The sequence below is a fragment of the Mesorhizobium sp. WSM4844 genome (assembly GCF_055811775.1).
Genome location: NZ_JBVVQB010000012.1, coordinates 68,921 through 93,614, shown reverse-complemented (window position 1 = coordinate 93,614; position 24,694 = coordinate 68,921). Strand labels below are relative to the sequence as shown.

Annotated in this window: 25 protein-coding genes and 1 pseudogene; 9 read left to right on the top strand and 17 right to left on the bottom strand. The window is 61.8% G+C overall.

The window, feature by feature from the left end; all coding sequences use genetic code 11:
- The first annotated feature begins 74 nt into the window (after positions 1 to 74).
- Complete coding sequence (locus AC0L2A_RS12680) at positions 75 to 830, top strand: SDR family NAD(P)-dependent oxidoreductase (protein ID WP_473609097.1); 756 nt, start codon at positions 75 to 77, stop codon at positions 828 to 830.
- A 63-nt stretch (positions 831 to 893) separates the two neighbouring features.
- On the opposite strand, the gene der is transcribed toward AC0L2A_RS12680, so the two are convergent.
- Together der and AC0L2A_RS12670 are read right to left on the bottom strand one after the other, a co-directional pair.
- The gene (gene der, locus AC0L2A_RS12675) at positions 894 to 2,324 is read right to left on the bottom strand and encodes a ribosome biogenesis GTPase Der (protein ID WP_473609095.1); all 1,431 of its coding nucleotides are present in this window, start codon (positions 2,322 to 2,324) and stop codon (positions 894 to 896) included.
- 64 nt (positions 2,325 to 2,388) lie between these two features.
- The gene (locus AC0L2A_RS12670; protein ID WP_473609094.1) at positions 2,389 to 3,054 is read right to left on the bottom strand and encodes a tetratricopeptide repeat protein; all 666 of its coding nucleotides are present in this window, start codon (positions 3,052 to 3,054) and stop codon (positions 2,389 to 2,391) included.
- 299 nt (positions 3,055 to 3,353) lie between these two features.
- Between AC0L2A_RS12670 and AC0L2A_RS12665 the strand changes: the two genes are divergently transcribed.
- Positions 3,354 to 4,346, top strand: coding sequence for a polysaccharide deacetylase family protein (locus AC0L2A_RS12665; protein WP_473609092.1), 993 nt, complete (start codon positions 3,354 to 3,356; stop codon positions 4,344 to 4,346).
- Between the two features lie 28 nt (positions 4,347 to 4,374).
- On the opposite strand, the gene sbmA is transcribed toward AC0L2A_RS12665, so the two are convergent.
- From sbmA to AC0L2A_RS12650, 3 genes are all read right to left on the bottom strand, one after another.
- Positions 4,375 to 5,652 carry a peptide antibiotic transporter SbmA gene (gene sbmA / locus AC0L2A_RS12660; protein WP_023799410.1) on the bottom strand — a complete coding sequence of 426 codons (1,278 nt, stop codon included), beginning with the start codon at positions 5,650 to 5,652 and terminating at the stop codon, positions 4,375 to 4,377.
- A 122-nt stretch (positions 5,653 to 5,774) separates the two neighbouring features.
- Positions 5,775 to 6,935 (bottom strand): YbfB/YjiJ family MFS transporter, encoded by a 1,161-nt coding sequence (locus AC0L2A_RS12655; protein WP_473609090.1) that lies wholly within the window; start codon positions 6,933 to 6,935, stop codon positions 5,775 to 5,777.
- A 232-nt stretch (positions 6,936 to 7,167) separates the two neighbouring features.
- Positions 7,168 to 7,380 carry a hypothetical protein gene (locus AC0L2A_RS12650; RefSeq protein WP_473609089.1) on the bottom strand — a complete coding sequence of 71 codons (213 nt, stop codon included), beginning with the start codon at positions 7,378 to 7,380 and terminating at the stop codon, positions 7,168 to 7,170.
- 97 nt (positions 7,381 to 7,477) lie between these two features.
- Between AC0L2A_RS12650 and AC0L2A_RS12645 the strand changes: the two genes are divergently transcribed.
- From AC0L2A_RS12645 to AC0L2A_RS12630, 4 genes are all read left to right on the top strand, one after another.
- Positions 7,478 to 8,392, top strand: a complete 915-nt coding sequence (locus tag AC0L2A_RS12645; protein WP_473609088.1) for a LysR substrate-binding domain-containing protein — start codon at positions 7,478 to 7,480, stop codon at positions 8,390 to 8,392.
- An 83-nt stretch (positions 8,393 to 8,475) separates the two neighbouring features.
- Positions 8,476 to 9,732, top strand: coding sequence for an aminopeptidase (locus AC0L2A_RS12640; protein WP_473609087.1), 1,257 nt, complete (start codon positions 8,476 to 8,478; stop codon positions 9,730 to 9,732).
- 97 nt (positions 9,733 to 9,829) lie between these two features.
- Entirely contained in the window at positions 9,830 to 10,186 is a 357-nt protein-coding gene (locus tag AC0L2A_RS12635) for a DUF488 domain-containing protein (protein WP_473609086.1), read from the top strand.
- Between the two features lie 195 nt (positions 10,187 to 10,381).
- Entirely contained in the window at positions 10,382 to 10,549 is a 168-nt protein-coding gene (locus AC0L2A_RS12630; protein WP_473584514.1) for a hypothetical protein, read from the top strand.
- A gap of 532 nt (positions 10,550 to 11,081) precedes the next feature.
- Here AC0L2A_RS12630 and AC0L2A_RS12625 read toward each other — a convergent pair.
- From AC0L2A_RS12625 to AC0L2A_RS12590, 8 genes and pseudogenes are all read right to left on the bottom strand, one after another.
- Positions 11,082 to 11,899, bottom strand: a pseudogene (locus AC0L2A_RS12625) (hypothetical protein).
- A 185-nt stretch (positions 11,900 to 12,084) separates the two neighbouring features.
- Positions 12,085 to 12,291 (bottom strand): hypothetical protein, encoded by a 207-nt coding sequence (locus AC0L2A_RS12620; RefSeq protein WP_473609084.1) that lies wholly within the window; start codon positions 12,289 to 12,291, stop codon positions 12,085 to 12,087.
- Positions 12,245 to 12,412 (bottom strand): hypothetical protein, encoded by a 168-nt coding sequence (locus AC0L2A_RS12615; protein ID WP_473609083.1) that lies wholly within the window; start codon positions 12,410 to 12,412, stop codon positions 12,245 to 12,247. The genes AC0L2A_RS12620 and AC0L2A_RS12615 overlap by 47 nt, the downstream gene beginning before the upstream one ends.
- Positions 12,413 to 12,456: 44 nt before the next feature.
- Positions 12,457 to 13,524 carry an ABC transporter ATP-binding protein gene (locus AC0L2A_RS12610; RefSeq protein WP_473609082.1) on the bottom strand — a complete coding sequence of 356 codons (1,068 nt, stop codon included), beginning with the start codon at positions 13,522 to 13,524 and terminating at the stop codon, positions 12,457 to 12,459.
- 31 nt (positions 13,525 to 13,555) lie between these two features.
- On the bottom strand, positions 13,556 to 14,281 hold the full coding sequence (locus tag AC0L2A_RS12605; protein ID WP_473609080.1) for an SDR family oxidoreductase: 726 nt from the start codon (positions 14,279 to 14,281) through the stop codon (positions 13,556 to 13,558).
- 69 nt (positions 14,282 to 14,350) lie between these two features.
- The gene (locus tag AC0L2A_RS12600) at positions 14,351 to 15,856 is read right to left on the bottom strand and encodes an ABC transporter substrate-binding protein (RefSeq protein ID WP_473609079.1); all 1,506 of its coding nucleotides are present in this window, start codon (positions 15,854 to 15,856) and stop codon (positions 14,351 to 14,353) included.
- 59 nt (positions 15,857 to 15,915) lie between these two features.
- On the bottom strand, positions 15,916 to 16,788 hold the full coding sequence (locus tag AC0L2A_RS12595) for a carbohydrate ABC transporter permease (protein WP_473609078.1): 873 nt from the start codon (positions 16,786 to 16,788) through the stop codon (positions 15,916 to 15,918).
- Between the two features lies 1 nt (position 16,789).
- The gene (locus AC0L2A_RS12590) at positions 16,790 to 17,677 is read right to left on the bottom strand and encodes a carbohydrate ABC transporter permease (RefSeq protein ID WP_031255008.1); all 888 of its coding nucleotides are present in this window, start codon (positions 17,675 to 17,677) and stop codon (positions 16,790 to 16,792) included.
- Between the two features lie 155 nt (positions 17,678 to 17,832).
- Here AC0L2A_RS12590 and AC0L2A_RS12585 point away from each other — a divergent pair, with 155 nt between their 5' ends.
- Positions 17,833 to 18,753, top strand: a complete 921-nt coding sequence (locus tag AC0L2A_RS12585; protein ID WP_023799422.1) for a sugar-binding transcriptional regulator — start codon at positions 17,833 to 17,835, stop codon at positions 18,751 to 18,753.
- Between the two features lie 150 nt (positions 18,754 to 18,903).
- Here the strand turns inward: AC0L2A_RS12585 and AC0L2A_RS12580 are convergent, their stop codons facing one another.
- Together AC0L2A_RS12580 and AC0L2A_RS12575 are read right to left on the bottom strand one after the other, a co-directional pair.
- Positions 18,904 to 19,713, bottom strand: coding sequence for an HAD-IIB family hydrolase (locus tag AC0L2A_RS12580; RefSeq protein WP_128245667.1), 810 nt, complete (start codon positions 19,711 to 19,713; stop codon positions 18,904 to 18,906).
- A gap of 4 nt (positions 19,714 to 19,717) precedes the next feature.
- Positions 19,718 to 21,046 (bottom strand): sn-glycerol-1-phosphate dehydrogenase, encoded by a 1,329-nt coding sequence (locus AC0L2A_RS12575; protein ID WP_473609076.1) that lies wholly within the window; start codon positions 21,044 to 21,046, stop codon positions 19,718 to 19,720.
- Positions 21,047 to 21,184: 138 nt separating this feature from the next.
- On the opposite strand from AC0L2A_RS12575, the gene AC0L2A_RS12570 reads away from it, so the two are divergent.
- Positions 21,185 to 22,168, top strand: coding sequence for a sugar-binding transcriptional regulator (locus AC0L2A_RS12570; RefSeq protein ID WP_473609075.1), 984 nt, complete (start codon positions 21,185 to 21,187; stop codon positions 22,166 to 22,168).
- A 45-nt stretch (positions 22,169 to 22,213) separates the two neighbouring features.
- Complete coding sequence (locus AC0L2A_RS12565) at positions 22,214 to 23,716, top strand: xylulokinase (protein ID WP_473609073.1); 1,503 nt, start codon at positions 22,214 to 22,216, stop codon at positions 23,714 to 23,716.
- Between the two features lie 16 nt (positions 23,717 to 23,732).
- On the opposite strand, the gene AC0L2A_RS12560 is transcribed toward AC0L2A_RS12565, so the two are convergent.
- Both AC0L2A_RS12560 and AC0L2A_RS12555 read right to left on the bottom strand, forming a co-directional pair.
- Positions 23,733 to 24,089 carry an ArsC family reductase gene (locus AC0L2A_RS12560; protein ID WP_473609072.1) on the bottom strand — a complete coding sequence of 119 codons (357 nt, stop codon included), beginning with the start codon at positions 24,087 to 24,089 and terminating at the stop codon, positions 23,733 to 23,735.
- 189 nt (positions 24,090 to 24,278) lie between these two features.
- On the bottom strand, positions 24,279 to 24,497 hold the full coding sequence (locus AC0L2A_RS12555) for a hypothetical protein (protein WP_473609071.1): 219 nt from the start codon (positions 24,495 to 24,497) through the stop codon (positions 24,279 to 24,281).
- Positions 24,498 to 24,694 lie beyond the last annotated feature (197 nt).

The following is a 24,694-nucleotide window of genomic DNA, read 5'->3' as shown; positions in this document are numbered from 1 at the left end:
ATTGGAGCGAAACTTCTTGCGATAACCGTCCGCCTCTGTTCGGTTATGGTCACAATGGGCATAGGACAGAGACGATGAAGCCTGATTTCCATGGTAAAGTCGCGATTGTGACCGGTGCGGGCTCCGGAATAGGAGCGGCTGTTTCACGGCAACTCGCGCAAGAAGGAGCCGAGGTTGTTGTCGCCGACCTTGATGCCGAGGCCGCGCGCTGCAGAGCCGCCGAAATAGGCGCGCAAGGAGGCAGTGCCTACGACTTTGCGGTCGATGTCACGGATGCGGCAGCCGTCGAAAAGCTGATCGAGTTCACTGTCCAGAAATGCGGCGGACTGGATATGGCGGTAAACAATGCCGGCATCGACGGCGTTCGAAAAGCGACGGCAGACTATCCGCTCGACAACTGGCACAGGCTGATGAACGTCAATCTGAATGGCGTTTTCTACAGCATGAAGTACGAAATCGCCGCCATGCTGGATCGAGGCGGAGGCGCCATCGTGAACATGTCCTCAATTCTCGGTTCCGTCGGCTTGCCGACTGCGTCCGCATACACGGCAACGAAACACGGGGTCGTTGGGCTGACCAAGGTTGCTGCGATTGAATATGCGAGGATGGGCATCCGGATCAATGCCGTCGGCCCCGGCTGGATCGAAACGCCTCTTCTATCGGAGCAAATTGAGACATTGGCCACGCGGCGCATGGCAGCCCTTCAGCCGATGGGCAGACGCGGCAAACCGGAAGAGGTAGCGGCTCTTGTGTGCTTCCTGTTGTCCGATCAGGCCAGCTTTATCACCGGGAGCTACCATCTGGTGGACGGAGCCTACACCGCCCACTAAAACGCCGTTGCCCGCGAGCCGCCTGCGGAGCGCAGCTGATGCCGGCGCCCGGAGACGCGGCGCTCAGCGGCGTTTCTTCGCCTTGCCGGCGAACGGATTTTCCGAGGTGCGCAAGGCGATGCGGATCGGCACGCCTGGCATGTCGAAGGCTTCGCGCAGGCTGTTGGAGAGATAGCGAATATAGGATTGCGGCATCGCGTCCGGCCGTGAGCAGGACACGACGAAGCCCGGCGGGCGCGTCTTGGCCTGGGTGACATATTTGATCTTCAGCCGGCGACCGGCGACGGCGGGCGGTGGATGATGCGCCAGGATGCCTTCCAGCCAGCGGTTGAGCTTGCCAGTCGAGACGCGGCTGTTCCACACCCTGTGCGTCTTGATGACGGCATCCATCAGCTTGTCGAGGCCGCGCCCGGTCTCGGCCGAGACCGGCACCGCCTGGATGCCGCGCGCCTGCGGCAACAGCCGCTCGGTCTTCTCGCGCAGTTCCGCCAGGAGTTCCTGGGGATGGTCGATCATATCCCATTTGTTGAAGGCGATCACCGGCGCACGGCCCTCGCGGACGATCAGGTCGGCGATCTGCAGATCCTGCTTCTCGAAGGGAATGGTGGCGTCGAGCACGATGATGACGATCTCGGCAAAGCGGATGGCGCGCAGGCCGTCCTGCACCGACATGACTTCCAGCTTTTCGTGGATCCGGGCCTTGCGGCGCATGCCGGCGGTGTCGAACAGTTTGAGACGGCGGCCATGCCAGTCCCAGTCGACGGAGATGGAATCGCGGGTGATGCCGGCTTCTGGCCCAGTCAGGAGCCGCTCCTCGCCGATCAGGGCATTGATCAGCGTCGACTTGCCGGCGTTCGGACGGCCGACGACGGCGATGCGCATCGGTTTGGTATCGTCATAGCTCGGCTCGGCGTCCGGATCGGTGATGTCCTCGCCGATCAGCACCTCGCTGGCGGCGGCCTCCTCGTCGGCATCTTCTTCTTCGCCAAAGGCGCGCGCCTCGCCCAGTGCTGATATCACCGCATCGCGCAAATCGGGCAGGCCCTGGCCGTGTTCGGCCGAGACCGGGATCGGCTCGCCAAGGCCGAGTTCCCAAGCCTCCAGCATGCCGCCCTGGGCGCCGCGCGCTTCGGCCTTGTTGGCGACGACGACAACCGGCTTACCGGACTTGCGCACGATCTCGGCGAAAGTCTTGTCGTCAGGCATCAGCCCGGACTTGGCGTCGATGGTGAAAAAGATCAGGTCGGCTTCGCGGATGGCGATCTCGGTCTGGGCGCGCATGCGGCCCGGCAGCGTCGAAGCAGCAGCATCCTCGAAGCCGGCGGTGTCGATAACGTCGAAATGCAGATCGTAGAGCTTGGCGGCATGGACGCGACGGTCGCGGGTGACGCCCGGCGTGTCGTCGACAAGCGCCAGCTTCCTTCCCACCAGACGATTGAAAAGGGTCGATTTGCCGACGTTAGGCCGGCCGATGATGGCGACTTTGAACGTCATGCGGCCCTACATCTGCCAGCATGTCGTTGCCCCAAAACCGCTACACACTTTTGGGCGAAATGCATTACGACACGCCGCCCGACCCACGGATCAGCTCCGACATCAAGGTCGCCCGCTCGCGCGCGTTGCGCGGGGCGCTGTCATCCGAGGCGATCTGGTCGAACAGTTTCAGTGCGTCCGTTGCCTTGCCTTCCTTCCAGGCGGCAAGGCCGAGCGCCTCGCGCGCGGTATGGCGCAGCGGATTGGTGTCGGCGGTGAGCGTCTCGACGCGGCTCGAGACATCGCCGAACGAACCGTGGTCGACGAGCAGCAGCGCTGCCCTGAGGCGCGCCATATCGCGAAGGCCTGATGGAATGTCCGTATCGGCGGCGACCTCGTCGAAGTCCTTGACGGCGGCGGCGGCATCGCCCTTATCCGCCTTGACGGTTGCCGCCCGCATGCGGGCGAGCAGCGGATAAGCGCCGTAGCCATCTTTTTCCAGCGCATCGAGGGCCGCCAGCGCTTCGTCGCTCTTGCCCTCATTGGCAAGCTTCAGCGCCTGCGAGAAGGCATCGCCCGAGCGATTGGCGCGGGTCTCGTCCCAATAGCGATAGCCGACGAAGGCGGCGGTGCCGACCACCACCAGTATCGCGAGCGCAAGCAAGGCAGGACCAAAACGGTCCCACAGCGCATGCGCCTGATCGCGACGCATCTCTTCGTTGACTTCGCGGATAAAACTGTCGTCCGACATCTCAAAACCATCCTGCCCGCCTCAGGGCGGTTTAGAGCGACGTGCGTCCATGGAAAGTACGCTCTAACACTTTGAATTTGCGCATCGTGTTTCCTGAAAAAAAATCAATTCTGCACTTCAGGCCGATGCGGTAGCCCGCGTTTTAGCGAAATTTTGCCGGCATGGAAGGGGTTCGACCGGAAAATCGGCTAATCGCCGGACGACGATGTAAAGGATGACTGCAAAGGGCGACCGCACCCACGCCACATTTCGCCGATAGCCGGTGCGCGAACCCTCCTCAAAATCCAGATCAGACACTGATGCCTCGTTTGTCCCGCGCTGTTGCGTTTTCGATCGCGTCGCTTGCTGCGGCGGGCGCTGCTGTCGCCGACCCGCCAGCGCCGGCAAAGCCGAAGCAGGCCGTCCTCATCTCGTTCGACAGCGCCCGCGATATTTTGCAATGGCAGCGCAGCCGGGCGCTGGCCCAGCGCACCGGCGCCCATTTCACCTACTTCGTGTCCTGCGTCTTCCTGCTCTCGCCAGAGACGCGCAAGCAATACACGGCGCCCGGCAAGGCATCAGGCAAATCCAATATCGGCTTCGCCGCCTCGAAACAGGAAATCGCTGACCGGCTCGAGCAGATAAACCTTGCCGCCTCGGAAGGCCATGACATCGGCAGCCACGCTTGCGGCCATTTCGACGGCAAGGACTGGAACAAGGCCGACTGGCTGAGCGAGTTCGGTTCGTTCAAGCGCATTCTCGAAAATGCCTATTCGATCAACGCTATTACCTCCGAACCCGCAGGCTGGCGCGAAATTGCACGTAAGGCGGTTGGCTTTCGCGCACCCTATCTGTCGGCAAACAAGGCGCTCTACGAGGCGCTGCCAAGAGCGGGCTATTGGTTCGACGCGAGCGGTGTGTCGCGCGGCCCTGCCCGGCCACCGACCAGCGACGGCATCACGCGCTTCTCACTGCCGAAGATTCCGGAAGGTCCTGACACAAGGCCGGTGATCGCGATGGACTACAATCTCTATGTCAGGCATTCCGGCGGCTTCGAGCGGCCGAGCCAGGCGGACGAATTCGCCAACCGGACCTATGACGCCTTTCGCGCCGCCTTCGACGCGCAATATCAGGGCAAACGCATTCCGCTGGAACTCGGCTTCCATTTCACACTGATGAATGACGGCGCCTACTGGAAGGCGCTCGAGCGCTTTGCCGGCGAGGTCTGCACCAGGCCCGATGTCGAGTGCATCAGCTATCGCGACTATGTTTCGCGCCAACGCCGGCAAAAGTGGGCGTCGGTGGGCGGCTGAACCGAAAGCGCTCGCCGCCCCGTCACTCTCAACTTACCGGCTGATCCTCAGGGCGCAAGCCGGCTCGCTCTCGCTCCAGATAGGCCTGGTCGATTTCCGGCAGCGGCGCCCCTTCAAGTGTCGCCTCGAAGGCGCGCAGGCGCTTGTAGATGGATATCAGCTCGACGATGGTCGGCCAGGAATTCACGAGATATTGGAACGAAGTGGCGACTTGTGAAAAGGCGGTAACAATCTGCTGGAAAACGCCAAATGTTATCTTGCCGATTGCCAAGGTCGGAACAAGAATAAGCGTAGCGAATACGTTGTCGACTTGAAGGTATAGATAGCGGACCATGTCGAAATAGACATAGTGTGCATAGAGAGTGAAATAGTTCTTGCGAACATTTCTGAAAAGCTCGGCCAGAGTTGGTGGCTGCGCTCGTGCCGTATCGTCCTCGCCGAGGACAAGTTCCTTGCGCAGCGCGGCTTCAACCCGCTGATTGCGAAATTCCAACCCGGGCAGCCTGACGCCGACGACTGCCAACAAGCCGGTGCCAAACAGCGACCAGGCGATCGCCGCAATGACCAGCGGATAAGGGATTGCGCCGACGATTGGGAGCGTTGAGACATGGAGAGAAAGGGAGGCCAGCAAGGGCAGGAACGCAATCAGGGTCATGATGGAGTCGATGAAGTTCACGCCGAGCCCCTGCATTGTGCCGGAGAAGCGCATCGTGTCGTCCTGAACGCGCTGCGACGCCCCTTCGATATGGCGCAGCCTCGGCCAGTAAGCGGTAAAATAATCGTTCATCGCGGTGCGCCAGCGAAACACATAGTGCCTGACGAAAAAGACGTTCAGAACGGCGATGCTCATATAGACCAGGGCCAAAGACAGAAACTGCCATACTCCGTAGTAAAGCTCGGCAGGGGAAACGGAGCCCGGCGTGGTCAGCGCCTTCTGCACCATATCGTAAAACATGCCGCGCCAGTCATTGAGCGCCACGCTGATCTGCACGATGAAATTGGTGACGAAAATAATCAAACCAGAGCCAAGGATCGACCAGTTCTGCCAGCGATGCGGGGAATACAGCGCCCAGAAAAGGTAGAATACGCCCATGCCGGCGAAGAAATATCCGTAAAACCAGAGGAATGCCGGCGTCAGGAATCTTATCGGGCTGATGACTGGTGCTGCCTGCGGGTCGACCGGCGGCATGCCGAGCATCGTGCCAAGGTGCTCGCCGCCGAAAAACCACAGGAGGACGAGCAGAAGGCTCCAGGCGACGGCCGAAGTGAAAAACAACTTCGGCTGCGGGAAGAAGGATACGAACACTGTTGGGAAATCCTCGGTCGATGCGCAAATCAGCGGCGTTGCTGTTCAGCGGGCATAAGGTCACACATCGATCGGAATGAAAATGGCCGGTGCGTGATGCCCGGCACCGAGCAAGACCACAATCATGGCGATTTTGGCGCAGCCGACCAGATGACCGCGCCAGAGACCAGCAGCACCGCGGCGGCGACGATCGATGCGAGGAAGAAGTCGCCGGAGGCTTGCGCAAGCAAGCCGGCGACGATCGGACCGATGATCTGGCCGAGGCCGAAGGACGCCGTCATCGATGCCAGGATCCGGCGTGGCGCCTGCGGGGCAAGCTGCCTTCCGGTCTGAAGGCCGAGCGCGGTGATGGCGATGAAAGTGCCGCCAAGCAGAAACCCGCCGAGCAGCGGCCCAATGTGTCCGCCCATGGTGACGCTCGCGCTGACGCCGACCACCTCGACGAGGCACCCCCAGGCATAAGCCCGGTAGAGCCCGATCTTTGCCGCGATCTTCTGCCAAAGCCAGACTGAGGGAATCCCGGCAAGGCCGGTGACCATCCACACCACGGCCTCGAAGACGCGGCCGCCGCCGCCCTGCCGGACGATGGCGACCAGGAACGTCGCCGTCACGATATAGCCGAAGCCGAACAGCCCGTAGGCGACTATGACCTTCACCAGTGACCGGTCCTTTGGTAGCGCCGGTTCGCGGCCATCGGCGCCGTTGGCGGTCGCAGTGCTGCCGAGCAGCAAGGCCACGACGGCAATGGCGCAGGCCGAGATCGCGGCGGACCAGAACCAGCCCGCCGGCCAGCCGGCATGTCCGGTGACGAGTATTGCCATCAGCGCCGAGGACGCCGCTATGCCAAGGCCGACGCCGCCGAAATGCAGCGCCTGCAGGTCGTTTCGGCCGACCGCGGCGAGATGGCCGAAAACGATGCTGGACATGAACACAAGGACGAAGGCGCTGGCCACACCGGCAAGAAAGCGGATGACGAGAAAGGCCGCCATCGTCTCGGCCAGGCCCATCAGCCCGGTGAGGACTGCGGTGGCGGCAAGACCGGCCAGCATCAGCAGGCGCTCGCGACCGTGCGCCCAGCCGCCGACGGCTGCGAGCGCGCCAACGAGATAACCGAGATAGTTGGCGGACGCGATCCAGCCGGCATCGGCCGGCGTCAGGCCAAGTTCCTCCATCATGCCGGGCAGGATCGGCGTATAGACGAAGCGGCCGATGCCCATGGCAACTGCCAGGGCAATCATGCCGGCGAAGGCGAGGCGCACAGGGGACGGCGAAGCGGCTTTCATTGCGGTGCACAATAGGTGCACGAGCGGGTGAAACAATCCGCTTGTTGTTGGGCCAGAACGGGTTGCAGCGGCGGACGAGCAGCTTCCAACCGACCAATATCCGACATTTGCGATTGGCCCGCAGAACAACATGGCTTCGTCATGACGAAGGGGGGGATGGTTCGGCCAATCTCCAAGCCTTGCGATTTGTCCCTGAAAGGAACTGAGCCCGCTCCGACCTTTGCTCGCATCTTCAGCCGCAGCTGACTTGGCCGGTACCCGTCTCATAAGCCGTGCGCCGGGCTGTCCTCCGGAACGGCAGGTCGCCGAGTTCGCGCTCCGACATGGTGTCGAGCACAGGATGCGACAGCGGATCGGTGGCCCATCGGGTGGCCTCGCTTTCATGCGACCGGCTTTGCCGCGCGCCGGCAGCGGAAAAGACCCCGAGCAGTGACAAAATCTTCATCGTATTTTTCCTCCACAGGTCTGCTTGTTCCTTAAAATTTGCCGTTCCTCCCCATGTTTCAATTGAGATTTCAACCGTGCCGGTTTAGAAAAACTGTATGGCCTTGCTCAACCGCGTCCACCTCAACGGCCTGCGCGCCGTGGAAACCGTCGCCCGCCTGGGATCGCTTTCGGCTGCGGCGAGCGAACTCAACGTGTCCGCCAGCGCCGTCAGCCAGCAGGTCAAGCGGACGGAAGCGCAACTTGGCCAGGCGCTGTTCGAACGAACGGCAAGCGGTCTGGTGCCGACCGAATTCGGCACCGTCTTCACCGCCCGGCTCGGGGCAGGTTTCCGCGAGCTCGCCCAAGCCGTGGCGCTCGCCGACGAGGCCTCCGAATGCACGCTGGTGGTCTCGGTTGCGCCGGCCTTTGCCTCGAAGTGGCTGCTGCCTCGACTGTCACGCCACTTCGCCCGGCATCCGAACGTGCTTTTGCGCATCGACGCCTCGGTGCGGATTGCCGATCTCGATCGCTCGGACATCGACATCGCCATCCGGCTCGGCGACGGCAAATGGCCGGGCGTGCGCGCGCAGCTGCTGCTGGCGCAGGAAGTCTTCCCGGTCTGCGCCCCGGCGATCGCCGACAAACTGAAATCGATCGAAGATCTCGCCCTGACCTGCGCGATCACCGACGAAAGAGCGATGATCAGCTGGGAAAGCTGGTTCGAGGCGGCCGGGGTGAAGCCGGTCACCTTTCTCAAGGGCGCGCGCTTTACCGACCCGATGCTTTGCCTGGAATCGGCGATCGCCGGCCACGGCGTCATGCTCGGCTGGCAATTGCTGACGGCTGACGCTCTCGCCGACGGCCGGCTGGTCGCCCCGTTCGGCGTCCGCGCCGAGAGCGGGCTGGGCTACTGGCTGGTGACCTCGGCCAGCAAGAGCGAGAGCCGCAAGCTGCGCGATTTCAAGATCTGGATCCGCGAGGAGATCGAGGCGACGATGGCGCAGTTCGGCGCGCTCGCCGGCGCGGCCTGAGCAGGCCCGGTCGATCACGGTGGAAAGACCGATGGCACCGGTCTATGTAAGAACCAGACTCCCACATCGCGACAGGCAGGATCATGACCACACATTCGCGCGACGTTGCCGCAACGATCGACCCGGTGAAGCTCGACAGGCTGGCAGAAGTCGCCATCAAGGTCGGGCTGCAATTGCAACCGGGGCAGGACCTGGTGCTGACATCGTCGATCGCAGCGCTGCCTTTGACGCGACGGATCGTCGAGCATGCCTACAAAGCCGGCGCCGGCCTGGTGACGCCGATCTTCAACGACGACGAGATGACGCTGGCACGCTTCCGCTACGGCGCCGATGCCGGCTTCGACCACGCCGCCGGCTGGCTCTATGAGGGCATGGCCAAGGCCTTCGCCAACAACGCGGCGCGGCTTGCCGTGCGCGGCGAGGATCCGTCGCTGCTGTCGGCGCAGGATCCGGCGAAAGTGGCGCGCGCCAACAAGGCCAACTCGATCGCCTATCAGCCGGCACTGGAAAAGATCACCGGCTTCGACATCAATTGGAACATCGTCGCCTATCCCGACCTGGCCTGGGCCAGGCAGGTGTTTCCGGGCGATAGCGACGACGTCGCCGTGGCGAAGCTCGCCGACGCGATCTTTGCCGCCTCACGGGTCGATGTCGACGACCCGATCGGCAACTGGACAGCGCACAATGCGGCGCTTCGCAGCCGCACCGAATGGCTGAACGGCCATAATTTCCATGCGCTGCATTTCACCGGACCTGGCACCGACCTGACCGTCGGCCTGGCCGACGGCCATGAATGGATGGGCGGCGCCTCGACCGCCAGGAACGGCATCACCTGCAACCCGAACATCCCGACCGAGGAGGTTTTCACCACGCCGCATGCAAGGCGCGTCGAAGGCCATGTTACGAGCACCAAGCCGCTGTCGTACCAGGGCACGCTGATCGACGGCATTGCGGTGCGTTTCGAGCAGGGTCGCATCGTCGAGGCCAAGGCCAGCCGCGGCGAGGATGTGCTGAAAAAAGTGCTCGACACCGATGAAGGCGCACGCCGGCTCGGCGAGGTCGCCCTGGTGCCGCATTCCTCGCCGATCGCGGCGAGCGGCCTGCTGTTCTTCAACACGCTGTTCGACGAGAATGCCGCCTGCCATATCGCGCTCGGGCAGTGCTATTCGAAGTGCTTTGTCGACGGCGCCTCGCTCACTCAGGACGAGATCGCGGCGCGCGGCGGCAACAAGAGCTTCATCCATATCGACTGGATGATCGGTTCGGACAAGATCGACATCGACGGCGTCGGCAAGGACGGCGGCCGCGTGCCGGTCATGCGCAAGGGCGAGTGGGCGTAAGGGCGAGTGGGGGCGTAAGCAGCCGCCAGCAAGCCGTGATGGCCAGCAAGACGACATGGCCAGCAAGACGACATGGCGGCCAACCCCGGAGTTGGCAATGAAACTCGATATCAGGGTCAAACGCATCTACGAGCCGCCCTCGCCTGGCGATGGGCAGCGGGTGCTCATAGACCGCATATGGCCGCGCGGCGTCCGCAAGGAAGATGCCGCGCTGACACTGTGGCTGAAGACCGTCGCGCCAAGCGATGAACTGCGCAAATGGTTCGGCCACGAGCCGACGCGCTGGATGGAATTCCAGCAGCGCTATCGCGGCGAGCTCGACAGGAACAGCGAGGCGGTCGGCCAGTTGCGCGCCCTGCTCGACAACGGCCGGGTGACGCTGCTCTACGGCGCCCAGGACGACATGCACAACAACGCAGTGGCTTTGGCTGACTATCTCAGTCTAAAGGGCTGAGGCAGCGCGCTCTGCCTATCTCTAGGGAGTGCGGGATGACCTATCATCTGGCTGCCAACAATCACTCTTACGTCGCAGAGGTCAGCACCGCGCGAAACCAATCTGGGTGTTCCATCTATGATTCGATAGCGGCCGCAGTCAGTCAGCCAGGCGGGACAAAGGCATTCGTTGGCAAACTTAACGAAGGGCGAGACTATGACCGAAGGGGAAAGAAAGCCGTCTGCTGCCCAAACTGCCGGAAAGAATTGGGGTAAGCTGGTTGCGTGGGCTGTGGTGATCGGCCTCGGCCTGATGGTAGCTTGGGAGGTGTTCCGACGTGTTGCTCTCTTTCTCTTAATCATCACCGGCAACTTCGCTCCATAGCTGGGGCAGGTGTTTCATCATGCCCAGCCGGAGCACGAGCCACTTTCCGGCAGAACAATAGGCAACTCTCAGGGGAATAAAGGCGGCGATGATATCAAGGGGGACCGCGAATACCTTTTCATTGACGGTGGTTGCCTGCGAGCAAGCGTCAGGAAGATTTGTCTGGATTTATTTGGCGATGCGAGCGCCTACCAACCCACGTCCCAGCGTTGTCAACTGGGTGGTACTCTAAAATATTCTATTACGATGCCGTTCCAGGCAAGGAGCATGAAGAAAACCAGGCCGCATATGAAGCCCGCGTACAGCCGGACATGATCGGTTTGCGAAAATTCAGGCGCTCCATCGAATTGGAGTGAGCCCGTGTTTCTCGTATGCCCGCTGTGGATCGATGCGGAAGTCCTCTTGGAATTGAGTTCAATTCTTTTTTGCGGGCTCAACTCAGTTGGCTCTCTTTTCGATATTTGGTTGCTCCCCCAGACCAGCTCAGCCCAATAGCGCGCGCTCTGCCGCTGCCATCTGCCCGCCATAATCACTACCTGATCTGTATATGAATATGGTCGTCGTGGCGGGCGGCGCGGCATCCCTGAAACCGGATATGGCTGTCGGTGGTGCCCAGCGCATTCTTAATATGCGGTTCCAGGAAGATCTTATCCAGCCCGAACCTTTCGACGCCTTTCGTGGAAAGCCAATGGAGGGAAAAGGCCGTGCGCCGCTTTTCGATTTGATAGCCGGGAAAGAATGGCTGCAGCCACTCGAGATCCCATCGCGCAGTGATGAAGTCGTTCCTTCCTTCACAGGGCTGTTCGTCGCCCGCCGGCGGTTCCTCGAAGGCAAAATACCCGATCGGGGACCTCGCTACGCCATTCAGGAAGTTGCCTTGCGGGGTCTTATAGTAGAATGCGAGATCGAGTTTCTTGCCATCGGCATGGGAAAGATGCGGAAGCAGCGGAAAACCGTCCCAAAAGGGGAAGTTTCCATCCAGTGCGACTGTGGCAGTGCCAGGGAATTCGCGGTCCACATCTTCCGCAAGCGCCGTGACGAGATCATGCATGGGCGGCGCCACGTAGTTGCGGTTGAGCAAGCAAAGATCGGCGACTTCACGACAAGACGGACCTTCTCGTTTGGAAAGCAGGATAGAGGAACCCGCCCGAATATCGGTGCAACAAAACTCGCTGCAAATGCTGTAGCGGCGTAGAAAACGATGAACATCCCAAATTTTGCCGCGAGGCGCCGCGTGCCCAAAGCGTGGGTTGCGAGCAAAGCCAGAAGATAGGCAAGGCCACCGATCTGGGTCACGATTGTCAGCGCGACAAAGATGAGAAGCCGGCAAACGCGAGGTAATGAAAGCATTGATCTAAGTATCGAATTTCCAGTGTTGCGGGACGTTGGATTTGGACGATACCTCACTTGGCCGCCGACACAACGTCCGCTGTTGGGCAGACCTCTTTGCGACCTGGCCCTAGATGGACCAGTCGCCCTGTTGTCGTCCGAGTAGACGTCGAGCATCTCAACCGTTTCGCGCTTGGGGGTGCTCATCATGCCGCCACTTGCAGAGGCACGACGTTCGAAACGCCCGTGCAGTAATTGCCCCAAGCCCGCATGATCTTGATGCGCTCCCCAAGCATTGCCGCGCGGTCATAGGACTGCTGGGTCTTGGTGCCGACGACGTGCGCAAGGCAAAGCTCGGCGGCATCGTTATCGAACTTGTGCTCCTTCGCCCATGTGCGGAACGAGGCGCGCATGCCCATGCTGGGTGGCGATGCCCTGCAGGGCCAGCAGACCGCCGCGCGAGCGGTTCTTGGTGATCATGTCGTTGAGCGCTGTCTCGCCGACCGCCTGACCCTCCTTCGTGCCAGCGAACACGCAGTCGTTGCCGAGGCCACATCGACGCCGCCGTCATCGCTAGCTCAGGCGACACGCAGTTCCGTGGCCGCATCGAAGAGGTGCACCTTGCCCGGCAGAACCGAAAGGTTGATCGCGGCGCCGGCGTTGCGGCGCTCGTCACGCGGCACCACGGCGACGGCGTCGTATCCGGCCACGCGCAAATGAATCTGGACATCGGCGCCGGTCGTTTCGGACAGCACGACCTCGCCCTTGATCTCACCCGTATCCGAAATGCCGAGATCGTGTGGCCGCACCCCCATGATGACTTTTTGGCCTGGCTTCGCCTTGATCTGCGGTGACAGGCCGATCGACACGCCTTCGGCGACGAAGCGAGGACTGCCGCCTGCGGTCTCGACAGCGCCGGCGATGAAGTTCATCGACGGTGAGCCGATGAAATCAGCGACATATTTCGAGTTCGGGCGCTCGTAGACCTCGTCGGGCGTGCCGATCTGCATGATCCTGCCGGCATGCATCAGCACGATCTTGTCGGCCATCGTCATCGCCTCGATCTGGTCATGGGTGACGTAGATCGTGGTTGTGCCGAGACGATTGTGGAGTTGACGGATTTCCACGCGCATATGCGTGCGCAGCTTGGCGTCGAGATTGGAGAGCGGCTCGTCGAAAAGGAAGACGGCGGCATTGCGCACCATGGCGCGGCCCATGGCGACGCGCTGGCGCTGGCCACCCGACAGTTCCTTGGGATAGCGCCCGAGGTAGGGCGTAAGGTTCAGGATTTCCGCCGCCCATTCGACCTTCTTCCTGATCTCCGCCTTTGGCACTTTCGCCACTTCGAGGCTGAAGCCGATATTGTCGAACACCTTCATTGTCGGATAGAGCGCGTAGTTCTGGAACACCATCGCGATGTCGCGATCGCGCGGGTGAACGTCATTGACCCGCCTGTCGCCGATCAAAAGGTCACCGTTGGTCACGCGCTCAAGCCCGGCCGTCATGCGCAGGAGCGTGGTCTTGCCGCAGCCCGACGGCCCAAGAAGGACGACGAATTCGCGGTCGGCAATGCCGAAGGAGATATCCTTCATCACCTCGACATGGCCGAAACTCTTGGCGATGTTCCTATATTCTACGGTGGCCATTCTCTGTCTCCAGACGCCCGGGTCAGGGTCGTCAGTATTTCTGCCTGGTCGGCGTGATGACGATTTCCTGCACGAGAGCGTTTTGTGGCATCTGGTAGGTGTGTAGCATGAGGTCTGCGACGTGCTCCGGGCCGATGCCGCCGCCGATCTTGAGCTTGTTGGCCTTGTAGTTGGCGAGTGTCTGCGGATCGAGGACACCGCTCAGAACCTCGGTTTCGATCACCCCGGGCGAAAGCACGACGACGCGGACGTCATAGCCGGAAAGATAGTCGCGCAGCGATTCCGACACGGCGTGAACGAAGAATTTCGTCCCGCAGTAGACGGTATGATCCGGATAGACTTTTCGGCCGGCGATCGAACTCATCATGAACAGGGTTCCATGACGGCGCTCCATCATGCCCGACATCACGGCATGGACCGAATTCAGCACGCCTTTGGTGTTGATGTCGATCATCTCGTCCCATTCCTCGGGCGGCTGGCGGCCTATGTCGGCGAGACGCGCTATGCCGGCATTGGCAAACAGCATGTCGACCGGTCCGTACTCGGCTTCCGCCTCCTTCACGGCGGCTGCGATCGCGGCGCGGTCGCGGACATCGACCTGCCGGGCCATGCTGTCGGGCAGGTTCAGTGCCTCCATGCGCTCCAGACGGCGGGCCATCATCAGAACAGGGTGGCCGGCGCGCGAAAACGCCTTGGCGACCGCCTCGCCGATACCAGAACTGGCTCCTGTCACTGCTACGAGCTGTTTTCCAGCCATGGCTTTCCTCAATCGAAATTGTCGATACCCCGGGCTGGCGGCCTTCGGACAGCCGGCCCGGGGGAAGACTCAGCCCTTGGCGACGAGATCGTCGACCTGGGTTTTCAGGGCGTCGAGCGACTCCTTGGCCGAGCCCGACTGGCCGGCGAAGTATTTGCCCAGCGCAACCGGGATCATGTCGCTCGAGAGTTCTGCCCATGCCGGCAGGTCGGGCTCGGATCCCATGTAGTTGGCGATGGTGTCGCGCACGACCGGCAAGTGGCGGGTCGTGCCGGCGCCGACACGCGCATTGGCCAGCACGCGCGGATCGTCATAGACGCTGGTGCGCGTTGGCCCGGTACCGCCGCCCAGAACCGTTATCAGCGCCTGGGTATCGGCTGAGGTCGCCCACTGCATGAAAATCCAGGCGGCGTCCGGGCTCTTCGAGTATTTCGACACTGCGAGCGAAGAACCGCCCTGGTGGCCAACGCCCGGAATTTCGCCGAACCCGGTCTGCTCGACGGTGCGAAGCGTCGCGGCAGGTTTCGGCGGAACCATCGCTTCCATCAGGCCGGAGACCTTGGAGGCTTTGGGATCGTCGAAGAACGGGAAGAATTCGCCCCAGGACAGCATCGAGGCGGCGACGCCCTGGCCGACCGACTGGCCCTCGCCATCCCATGTCCAGCCGTCGACGCCGGGCGGCATCGTCGCCTTGAGCTTGTCCCAGTAGGCCATGGCGGCCAAGCCGGCGTCGTCATTGCCGGTGAACTTGCCGTCGGGGCCGAAAATCGAACCGCCATGGCCCCAAAGCCACGCCGTCCAATCGCATTCGAGGCTGTAATGGCCCGATTTCATCTGGCCGCTGGTGCCGTACATGTTCGGGCCCTTGGCGTCGGTGATCGCCGCAGACGCCTTCAGCAAATCGTCCAGCGTCGCCGGAGGCGGCAGCTTGAGCTCGTCCCAGACGTCCTTGCGGTACTGCATGATGAAGATCGGGATGTCGTAGGGTACGCCGACCATGCGGTCCTCGTACATGGCGATACCGTCGACGAGCGGCTTCAGGAAGTCGTCGATGTTGTAGTTCGGCATTGCCAGGTCGGCGTTCTTGAGCTGCTCGCGCGGATCGAAGACGTCCTGGCTGAAGCTCGCCGCCCAGCTCTGGTCGATATAGTAGAGGTCGTAAGTGCCGAGGCTCGAAGCCACGTCAAGGGTCAGCTTCTGCAGCACCTGCTCGAGCGGCAGCACTTCGATCTCGACCTTGATGCCGGTAGCCTCCTCGAAATACTGCTTGAGCTGCGTGGCGATGGCATTCGACGGCGGTGTCGATTCGGTGGCGAGACGAAGCGTCGTTCCGGCAAAGGGCTTGCTGACATCCGAGAGCCATTTGGTGATTTCGGCGCTGGGCTTCAGTTCCTGTTCCTGAGCCGATGCCTGGCTGATGCCGTAGAACGGACGCCGTCCCAAACCCATGCCGAGCGCGCCGGCGCCGAGGCCGAGAATGCTTGCTGCGCGCAGAAACGAGCGGCGGTCCATCTGTCCGCGAACGAAGCGGTCGGTGACAGAAGCAAGATGCGCCTTTCTGATGCTGTCTTTCATTGTCTACTCCTCCGGTTTAATTCGCGATTTTCTCAAGGCTGCGAATTCGAGCCTCCCATCTATTGTTTCAACGATCCCATCGTGAGACCGCGCACGAGGTGCTTCTGAACCAACAGAATGAAGATGAAAGCGGGAATGATGGAGGCGGCGCCAAGCGCGGCCATGTTGCCCCATGCGGTGCCGATCGAGGTGACGAAGGTCGACGAGACGACAGGCACAGTCTTGAGCGACGTGGTGGTCAGGGTCAGCGCAAACAGGAATTCGGTCCAGCTGAAGATGAAGCAGAGCACCGCCGTGGCGGCGATGCCGCCCTTGGCCATCGGCAGCACGATCCTGCGAAAAATCATGAAGCGGCTGGCGCCATCGACGATCGCGCTCTCGTCGATCTCGGAGGGAATGTCGTCGAAGAAGCTCTTCATCAGGAGGACGGCGAGCGGCAGGTTCATCAGTGCGTGGATCAGCACCATGCCGGTATAGGTGTCGATGAGACCGAAATTCTTGTAGATGAAGAACATCGGCACCGCGACCGCGACGGGCGGCATCATGCGCGTCGACAACACCCAGCCGACGAAACTGTGCCGGCCGCGGAAGTTCATGCGCGACAGGGCATAGGCGGCAAGCGTGGCGATGGTGACAGCGAGCACGGTCGACAGCGTCGCGATGACAATCGAATCCCAGACGCGGGGCGCCATGTAGAAATTGCCGCCGCCCGGCGTCACGGTGATGCCGCCGCTGCCCAGCGAAATCCCGAACACCTTCTGGAAATTGTCGAAGGTCGGCGTGAAGGCGAACAGTTTCGGCGGCCGGTTGAAGATGTCGTTGCCGTGTTTGAACGCCACCGACGTCCAGTAGTAGATCGGAAAGAAGAAGATCGCGACCACAACCCAGGCGGCGATGGTGCGAAGCATGCGGGTCGAGAAGGAGCCGTTCATTCTACCACCTCACCTTGGCGATACGGATGAAGAGGTTCGCAATGACGAGTATGATCACCAGGGTGACGAGGCTGAGCGTGGCTCCATAGCCCCATTTTACGAAGCTGAACGTCTGCTGCCATGCATAGAGGGACAGCGAGTAGGTCGACGCTCCCGGTCCGCCGGAGGTCATGACGAAGACGTAGTCGAAGACGCGGAACAGATCGATGCCGCGGACCAGCACGGCGATGGCGATCACCTTCGACATCATCGGCAGGGTGATGCGCCGGAAAATCTGGAATGATGACGCGCCGTCGATCATCGCGGCCTCGTAAGGCTCCGGCGGCAGCGCCCTGAGACCGGCAAGGAAGATGAGCACCATGAACGGCGTCCACTGCCAGATTTCCGCGACGAGAACGCCGGCAAGCGCGGTCGACGCGGTGGCGAGGATGGGGTTGTTCGAATTGAGCAGTCCGATCGACTGCAGGAGATAGCTGATCACCCCGAACTGCGGATCCTCCATCAGCAGATACATCATGCCGACAATGGCCGGCGGGATGACGAGCGTCATCGTCAGCACGCCGCGCAGGAATCCGAAACCGAAGCCGTCGCTGTCGAGGAGCAGCGCGATCGCCATGCCGAGCACCAGCTCGAAGATCAGCGCGATGGCGAAATAGGTGAAGGTGATGACGAGCGACTGCCAGAACCGCGTGTCGTTCCACAGCTGCACCCAGTTTTCCGTTCCGACGAATTCGAGCGCCCGCCGGCGCGGGACGAACTCATGGAAGCTCAGCCAGATGTTGTAGATGAGAGGATACACGGTGAAGACAAGCAGGATCGCCACCAGCGGCAGCAGCCAGGGCAGCGGGTGATCCGAAATGACGAAACGTCTGGCTTGGGCAACCCGCACGCGTTCCTCCCGAACCGCTTCGTTTTGCGATGCACAAATGTTCATATCTTGTGCATTTGTTCAAATGCTATATCGTCGCTCTGTCTGTGGCAAGCACTTGTTGGCCGGCTACAGCGGCATTCGGATCGGTGCGCCACAAGCATCGGAGGACCCTCATGACGTCGATCGGTCTGCTGGCACGGGTTGCCCATCAGTATTTCGTGCTGGGCGAAACGCAGCAGGCCATCGCCGAGCGGCTGCAGATCAACCGCACCAAGATCCACAGGCTGCTGGCCGAGGCGAAGGAGCGCGGCATCGTCTCGATCCGCATCAACGCCGGTACGTCCCAGGCGCTCGAAATGGAAGAACAGCTCAGGCGGAAGTACCGGCTCGACATATGCAGCGTCACACCTGATGACACCGGGTCGGAACTCGGGCTCTCCGAAGTGATCGGCATCTATGCCGCGCAGACCGTCGAGACGCTGCTCAGGGACGACATGACGGTCGCCATGGCGTGGGGCCGAACCATGCGATGGCTCGCTTCCAACATCGAGCCGGTGGCGCTCAGAAACGTTACCGTCGTGCCGCTTCTCGGCTCGCTGTCGCGCCGGTCGTCGATCGACAAATACGACGCGGCCGCTGTCTTTGCCCAGCGCACCCAGGCCGAATCCTATTATCTCCCCGGACCGATCATCTGCGACAGCCGTGAAAGCCGTGAGACGATCCTGCAGCAACCGAGCGCGCGCGAGGTTATCCAGAAGGCGCTGAACGCCGACCTTGCGCTGATGAGCGTCGGCGGCACAACCAGTTCGACGCTGCGGAGCGTCGGTTACATGACCGACGAGGAATTCGACGATATCCTGAGACTGAAGCCGATCGGGAACTTTCTCGGCTATTTCTTCGACCGGGACGCCGAACTCATCGACCATCCCGTCAACGAGCGCATTGTCGGGGTCTATCCTCGCGACACGCTGAACATTCCCAAGCGCATCCTCGTTTCCGGCGGAAAGAACAAGGTCGGCATCATGACCAAGCTCCTGGAAAAGGGATTCTTCACCGGCCTCATCACCGATCAGGGGACGGGCAGTTCGCTGTGACCGGCCGGGGTTGCGGCGGCAGCCGAAGCTGCCGTGCGATGTTGCCTGGCGCATCGCGCCCGCTTGCCTAAGCCGTCCCTGGTTCGGTTCCATCGCCTGCAGAACATCCTTTTTTGCGTCTTTTGCAGTCCGCATTTTCGCGCCCGCCGATCAGCCCAATCCCGACCTCCGGTTCGCCAGGATCATATCGGCAATCTCGACGAAGCCGCGGCCACCCCGCGACCTGGCGACGAAAGCGGGTTCGGCGTCGATCTGTCCCTGGAAATCCACCACATTCGCGACCCCGAACGCGTTCGGAAAGAACCCGAACATCGGGGCGTCGTTCGGGCTGTCTCCAACGAAAGCATAGGCCTGCCTTTCAGCATCGAGATCGGTTCCCAGCCTCTCGCTTGCAAAGCGGCGCGTCATCGCCAGCTTGTCGTATCGGCCAAACCAGCCGTTCACATGGATCGACGAAATCTTGGCGACAGCGCCGGCCTCCTCGAAAATCTGCTTGATGCGCCTGGCATCGGACAGCGGCAGCGCCGGAACATCTTCACAAAAGTCGATGGCCAGGTCGGCTTCGCGATATTGCTGGTCGGCGGATACCGCCGAACCCGGCACTTCCTGGACAATGCGCTTTTCCAGTTCGGTGAGCCTGCGCCTGTTTTCCCGGCGTTCGTCAGCGCTTGCCGCGAAAACCCGGATCATCTTTCGCGTTGCCTGGTCATAAGCGAAGTAAAAAGCGCCATTTTCGCCGACCACGCCGGTGACCGGCCAGAACCGGGCAATCATGTCGCACCAGCCTGCCGGTCTCCCGGTAATGGGAGCAACGACAAGGCCCGCCTCGTGCAGGCGTTCGAGCGCACGGTAGGCGTCGGCCGGAAGACGACCCTCGGTGGTCAAGGTGTCGTCGATATCGCAGAAGACGCCGCGAATGCGCGATGCAGTTTCGGGTCCGAATTCGGCGAGGTCGCGCATCCGGTCAGGCTTCCCCACGCGCAAAATCCTCCAGCATTCCTGCATCGGCGGCAATGTCGAGGAACGAGAAGCGATTGCGCATCTCCCGGCAATGAACGACGGCTTCGCGATAAAAATCGGCCGGGGTGCCCAATTCGGCCGCTGAAATCGGCCCGCCGGTCGATTTCAGCAGGCGCTGCATCTCGTCGACAGGCACCATGAATTGCTTGAGCTCCTGCCTGAGTGTCGGCCACAGCTCCTGCAGCCGCTCGTTGAATGCGGCGGCGGCAGTCTCGTCGAAGGCCTTCTTCTTCAATTCGTCGAGACATTGTGCGGCGACAGCCGGACCCATGCGGCGGACCATGTCGTCAGGATCGATCTTCGTCGCCTTCACCACCGGCAGCTTGTCGCTTGCAAGCATGGCCTGCTGCAATCGCGCCATGGTGAGCGAAGCGACGCCGACCTGGGTGCCATGCAGCGTGCCGGGGTGACGCTCGCCGGCGAAACAGTCGATGTAGTGCGATATTTGATGCTCGCCCATGGAACCGTGATTGGAGACGCCGGTGAAGGAAATTCCGAGACCGCAGAGCGTCAGCACGCGATAGAGATAGCCGTTGGCCTCGATGTCGTGTTCGGCAAGATTTCCGGCACGCTGGTTGAGCGCCGTCTCATCCTTTTCCTGGATGAGAAACGGGACCTGATGGTAGGCAGTGCCAAGCAGGCGGTGCGACATCCACCAGTCGATTTGGGCGACCGAGCGGCAAAGGCAGTCACCGAACCCCGCCGCCGACAGATAGGTCGGGGCGGCAGCGGAGACGCCAAGGTCGACGAAAAAGCCTGACGGGGCGTGGGAAGGGAGCGATACCTTCAAGCCGCTTTCCAGTGTGATCGACGCAGTCGTCGATGTGTAGCCGTTCATCGAACCGGCCGTCCCGAACACGCAATAGCGCCGTCCATTCCTTCCGGTGACGAACTTGCAGAGATCGTTAATGGTGCCGGAACCGACCGCGACCACGGCATCCGCATCGGCGAGTTTGACGGCGAGGCTTTCGACATTGGCCATGTCGGCATGCGGATGATCCAGGATCACCACATCGACCGGACCGAGCGTCTTCAGTTCGCGCGCAACGCGTTGGCCAAGCGCCTCATAGGTGGCGGCATCCGCAACGACCGTGAACCGCTCCCCTAGATCGAGTTCCGAAACCAGATCGGCCGCCCGCCCGTCGAGGCTTTCTTCGATGACAATCCGGTCATACGGCACCACCGCCTTTTCACCGGTCTCAGGGTTGGTCCAGCGCCCGTCCAGAATGTCGTCGATCAATGCCGTCCAGGATCCGGCTGCCGGATTGGTCATGACGTCCTCATGCTGGCGACCCTGTAATCGAGGCGCAGGAGCGTTGGCGTTACAAACAATAGTCACCTATCACTGTCTTTTGTCAAGCATTTGCCCACGACGCTTGACTTCGTTCTGCAAACCTGCGGAAAAAGGGACATGAATGCCAATGCCGACATCGACGTGGTCCGACCATCTGGGCTCTCGGCACTGCCGCCCGAATTCGACAGCGCGGTGGCGTGGGCTGCCTGGCTCTACTATGTCGACCAGCTCAACCAGAGCGACGTGGCCAAGGTCATGAACGTCTCCAGGGCGAGCGTGGTGCACTATCTGCAGGAGGCGCGCGAAAGCGGACTTGTCGCCGTGCAGGTCGACCACGACGCTTTTGCCCGCACCTTGACCTCGCGTCGTCTCATGGAAAAATACGGGCTTCGCGGCGCGGCGGTCATCCCCGACCTCGATCCAAACGATGCCGACCGCCGCATCGGCGAAGCGGCAGGACGGCTGCTGGCGTCGATGGTCGATCCGGGCGACACGATCGGCGTTGCCTGGGGAAAAACGGTGCTCGCTGCCGCCCGCTCGATCCCACGACTACGGCATGACCGGAACCTCACCGTCGTCCAGCTGTCGGGAAGCTCGATCGGCACCAGCGATTTCTCGCCGGAATTCTGCACCTCGCTGATGGCCAACCGGCTCGGCGCCCGCTGCATAAACCTGCTTGCCCCGGCGATCGTCTCCACCGACGAACTGCACGACCAACTCATGCAGGAGCCGATGCTCGTCAACCAGTTCCGCATGATCCATGCCGCCGGCAAGGTCATCTTCGGGATCGGCGATATTGGGCCGGAGAGCACCTATGCCCGAGCCGGGATATCGGATGCCGCCGCACTTGCCGGCATGATCGAGCAGGGCGCGCTCGGGGTCATCATCGGGCGGTTCATCGACGCTCAGGGAACTGCTTTTGCAACGCCGCTCGACGGACGCACCGTCGGCATCACACTCGACGAACTGAAAGCGGTGCCGGTCCGCATCTGCGCCGCCGGTGGCGCCCGCAAGATGGCGGCGATCAGGGCCGGGCTCGGCGGCGGATATGCGACACATTTTGTCACCGACATGGCCACCGCGAACAGTCTCTTGGAATAGCCGGTAACCAGCACCGGTGGAAGTCATCGTCTCGGGAGGACAATCATGGGCAGCAGCGACGGACCGCTTGTCGTCGGCCTCGACAGTTCCACGCAATCCTGCAAGGCGATTGCCTGGAGCCGGGACGGACGAGCCGTGGCGGAAGGCCGGGCGCCGCTCGAACTGATGAAGCCGAGGCCGGACTATGTCGAGCAGGAGGTCACCGACTGGTGGCGGGCCGCAACAGCGGCGCTGCGACAGCTTGTCGGCGCGGTCGACGCGACACGCATCGCCGGGATCGCGATTTCGAACCAGCGCGAGACCGTAGCCCTCATCGACGGCGCCGGCGAGCCGATCGGACCCGCGAGCCTGTGGCTCGACGAACGCGCCGCCGGGCTGGTCGACCGTTTCGCGGCGGAGATCGGCCGTGAGCGGCTGCACCAGATCACCGGCAAGCCGATCGACGTGACGCCGGTCGTCTATCGCCTGAAATGGCTGCGCGAGAACGAGCCGGAACGGTTGGACCAGGCGAACAAAATCCTCGACGTGCATGGCTATCTGACGCTGAGACTGACGGGAACGCCAAGCGCGAGCTGGACCAGCGCCGATCCGTTCGGTCTCTTCGACATCTCGCGCAAGGTATGGTCGCAGCCGATCCTCGATCATCTGGGCATCAAACCGTCGCAACTTCCCAATGCGGTGCGGTCCGGCACGCGAGTCGGGACCGTTCATGCCGCCGCAGCCGCCGCAACCGGCCTTTCGGAAGGAACCCCGGTGATTGCCGCCGGCGGCGATGGGCAATGCGCCGGGCTCGGCGTCAATGCCATGCGCGACGGCGTCGTCTATCTCAATCTCGGAACCGCGATCATCGCGGGAATCTGGTCGCCAGAACCGGTGGTCGGCGCCTTCTGGCGCACCATGACCTCGCCAACCGGCGATGGCTATTTCCTCGAGGCCGTGCAGCGGGCGGGTGTCTATTTCGTCAACTGGTTCGTCGACATGTTTGCCGGCGGGCGCTCCGATCCGGCGATCTTCGACCGCCTCGAAAGGGAAGCGGCGGCCGTGCCGATCGGCTCGGACGGACTTCTCGCCGGCACCACCCTGGTCGGCTGCATGGACCCGCACTGGGATCCGAGCGCACGCGCCAGCTTCATCGGCATGCACCCCTCGCACACGCTCGGTCATTTTTATCGTGCAGGGCTCGAGGCAATGACGCTGCAAACCGCCCGGGCTCTTGAAGAGATGCGCAGCCATGGTCTTTCGCCGGCGCAAATGGTGGCGATCGGCGGCGGCGCCAACAGCAGGCTTTGGACAAAGATGATCGCGGACGCAACCGGGATCGCGATCCATAAGGGTCACAATGCCGAAGCCTCGTCGCTCGGCGCAGCGATCAGCGCGGCGGTCGGCATCGGATGGTTCGAGGGTTTTGCCGAGGCTGCGGATGCGATGACGAGCATCGCCGAGACAATCGAGCCGGACCCCGGCTGCCGCGCAGCGTGGGACGCGCTCTCGGCCAGGCAGGCCAAGGTCTTTTCCGCGACCCAATTCGCCTGGCGAGCTGGAGCGTGAAAAGCATCCCGTCCGGCTACTTCAACCCGCCCAGCGCCTGCTGATAGACATCAGGCTTGAAGCCGACGAGGATACGATGGCCGAGATCGAGGACCGGCCGCTTGATCATCGTCGGTTTGGCCAGCATCAGCGCCTTGGCCTTCCTCTCGTCGAGGCTCAGCCTGTCCGTGTCCGACAGTTCGCGAAACGTCGTGCTCGACTTGTTGAGCAGGGTTTCCCAGCCGACCTTGCCGGACCAGCCGTCGAGCCTATCCGACTCCAGCCCCTCGACCCTGTAGTCGTGAAAACGATAGGCGACATCGTGGCTTTCCAGCCAGGCACGCGCCTTCTTGATCGTGTCGCAATTGGTGATGCCGTACATGGTGATCGTCAATATTTTGGCCCTCGGGCTGGTCGCTCATCGAATCTGCCGCACCCTAAACCACCGTTCAAGCATTGCCAGCGGCCATATGTGAAGAGGATTTGAGCTTGCTCACATGGCGGCCAGGGCATCGTCCTGGCCGCCATGCCTGATCACCAACGATGCAGCGAGTGACAGAGCTTCCGAAATCCGGTTTCAGCCTCAATAATAGAAGCGCTCTTCGGCAATTTTGCCGTTCTTGACCGTGTACAGACCAACCTCCTTCTGCCTCACGGCTTCCTTGCCACGGCAGACGGCCATCGGCCCTTCCATCGCTTCGTAGCTGACGATGTCGTCGGCATTGTACTTCTCAGCCGCAACATCGTTTTGACCCTGCTTGAGCAGATCTGTGAAATCCTTGGCAATTTCCGCGGTGGTCATGCGTGTACCTCCTGTTCAGACGCGTTCCAAGTAGGGAACCGTTTGCTAACCTGCCACCGGCGGTCCGCTCGACAGCTGACAATTGTTGTCAGGATGAGTATTGCGCGCCAGCCTTGACCGCTGAAGCACTTGTGATGCGACGATCAATAGCCATGCGATCCAGATCTCTGCCGATACATCTGTACTCGTTCGCCCGG

Coding starts and splice junctions, on each gene's coding strand:
- AC0L2A_RS12635 (WP_473609086.1), top strand. CDS start 9,830: ATGAAACTCGATATCAGGGTCAAACGCATCTACGAGCCGCCCTCGCCT.
- der (WP_473609095.1), bottom strand. CDS start 2,324: ATGACGTTCAAAGTCGCCATCATCGGCCGGCCTAACGTCGGCAAATCG.
- AC0L2A_RS12605 (WP_473609080.1), bottom strand. CDS start 14,281: ATGGCTGGAAAACAGCTCGTAGCAGTGACAGGAGCCAGTTCTGGTATC.
- AC0L2A_RS12670 (WP_473609094.1), bottom strand. CDS start 3,054: ATGTCGGACGACAGTTTTATCCGCGAAGTCAACGAAGAGATGCGTCGC.
- AC0L2A_RS12575 (WP_473609076.1), bottom strand. CDS start 21,046: ATGACCAATCCGGCAGCCGGATCCTGGACGGCATTGATCGACGACATT.
- AC0L2A_RS12640 (WP_473609087.1), top strand. CDS start 8,476: ATGACCACACATTCGCGCGACGTTGCCGCAACGATCGACCCGGTGAAG.
- AC0L2A_RS12650 (WP_473609089.1), bottom strand. CDS start 7,380: ATGAAGATTTTGTCACTGCTCGGGGTCTTTTCCGCTGCCGGCGCGCGG.
- AC0L2A_RS12645 (WP_473609088.1), top strand. CDS start 7,478: ATGGCCTTGCTCAACCGCGTCCACCTCAACGGCCTGCGCGCCGTGGAA.
- AC0L2A_RS12600 (WP_473609079.1), bottom strand. CDS start 15,856: ATGAAAGACAGCATCAGAAAGGCGCATCTTGCTTCTGTCACCGACCGC.
- AC0L2A_RS12610 (WP_473609082.1), bottom strand. CDS start 13,524: ATGGCCACCGTAGAATATAGGAACATCGCCAAGAGTTTCGGCCATGTC.
- AC0L2A_RS12665 (WP_473609092.1), top strand. CDS start 3,354: ATGCCTCGTTTGTCCCGCGCTGTTGCGTTTTCGATCGCGTCGCTTGCT.
- AC0L2A_RS12680 (WP_473609097.1), top strand. CDS start 75: ATGAAGCCTGATTTCCATGGTAAAGTCGCGATTGTGACCGGTGCGGGC.
- AC0L2A_RS12620 (WP_473609084.1), bottom strand. CDS start 12,291: ATGCGCGCCTCGTTCCGCACATGGGCGAAGGAGCACAAGTTCGATAAC.
- AC0L2A_RS12565 (WP_473609073.1), top strand. CDS start 22,214: ATGGGCAGCAGCGACGGACCGCTTGTCGTCGGCCTCGACAGTTCCACG.
- AC0L2A_RS12595 (WP_473609078.1), bottom strand. CDS start 16,788: ATGAACGGCTCCTTCTCGACCCGCATGCTTCGCACCATCGCCGCCTGG.
- AC0L2A_RS12580 (WP_128245667.1), bottom strand. CDS start 19,713: ATGCGCGACCTCGCCGAATTCGGACCCGAAACTGCATCGCGCATTCGC.
- AC0L2A_RS12585 (WP_023799422.1), top strand. CDS start 17,833: ATGACGTCGATCGGTCTGCTGGCACGGGTTGCCCATCAGTATTTCGTG.
- AC0L2A_RS12655 (WP_473609090.1), bottom strand. CDS start 6,935: ATGAAAGCCGCTTCGCCGTCCCCTGTGCGCCTCGCCTTCGCCGGCATG.
- AC0L2A_RS12570 (WP_473609075.1), top strand. CDS start 21,185: ATGAATGCCAATGCCGACATCGACGTGGTCCGACCATCTGGGCTCTCG.
- AC0L2A_RS12630 (WP_473584514.1), top strand. CDS start 10,382: ATGACCGAAGGGGAAAGAAAGCCGTCTGCTGCCCAAACTGCCGGAAAG.
- AC0L2A_RS12555 (WP_473609071.1), bottom strand. CDS start 24,497: ATGACCACCGCGGAAATTGCCAAGGATTTCACAGATCTGCTCAAGCAG.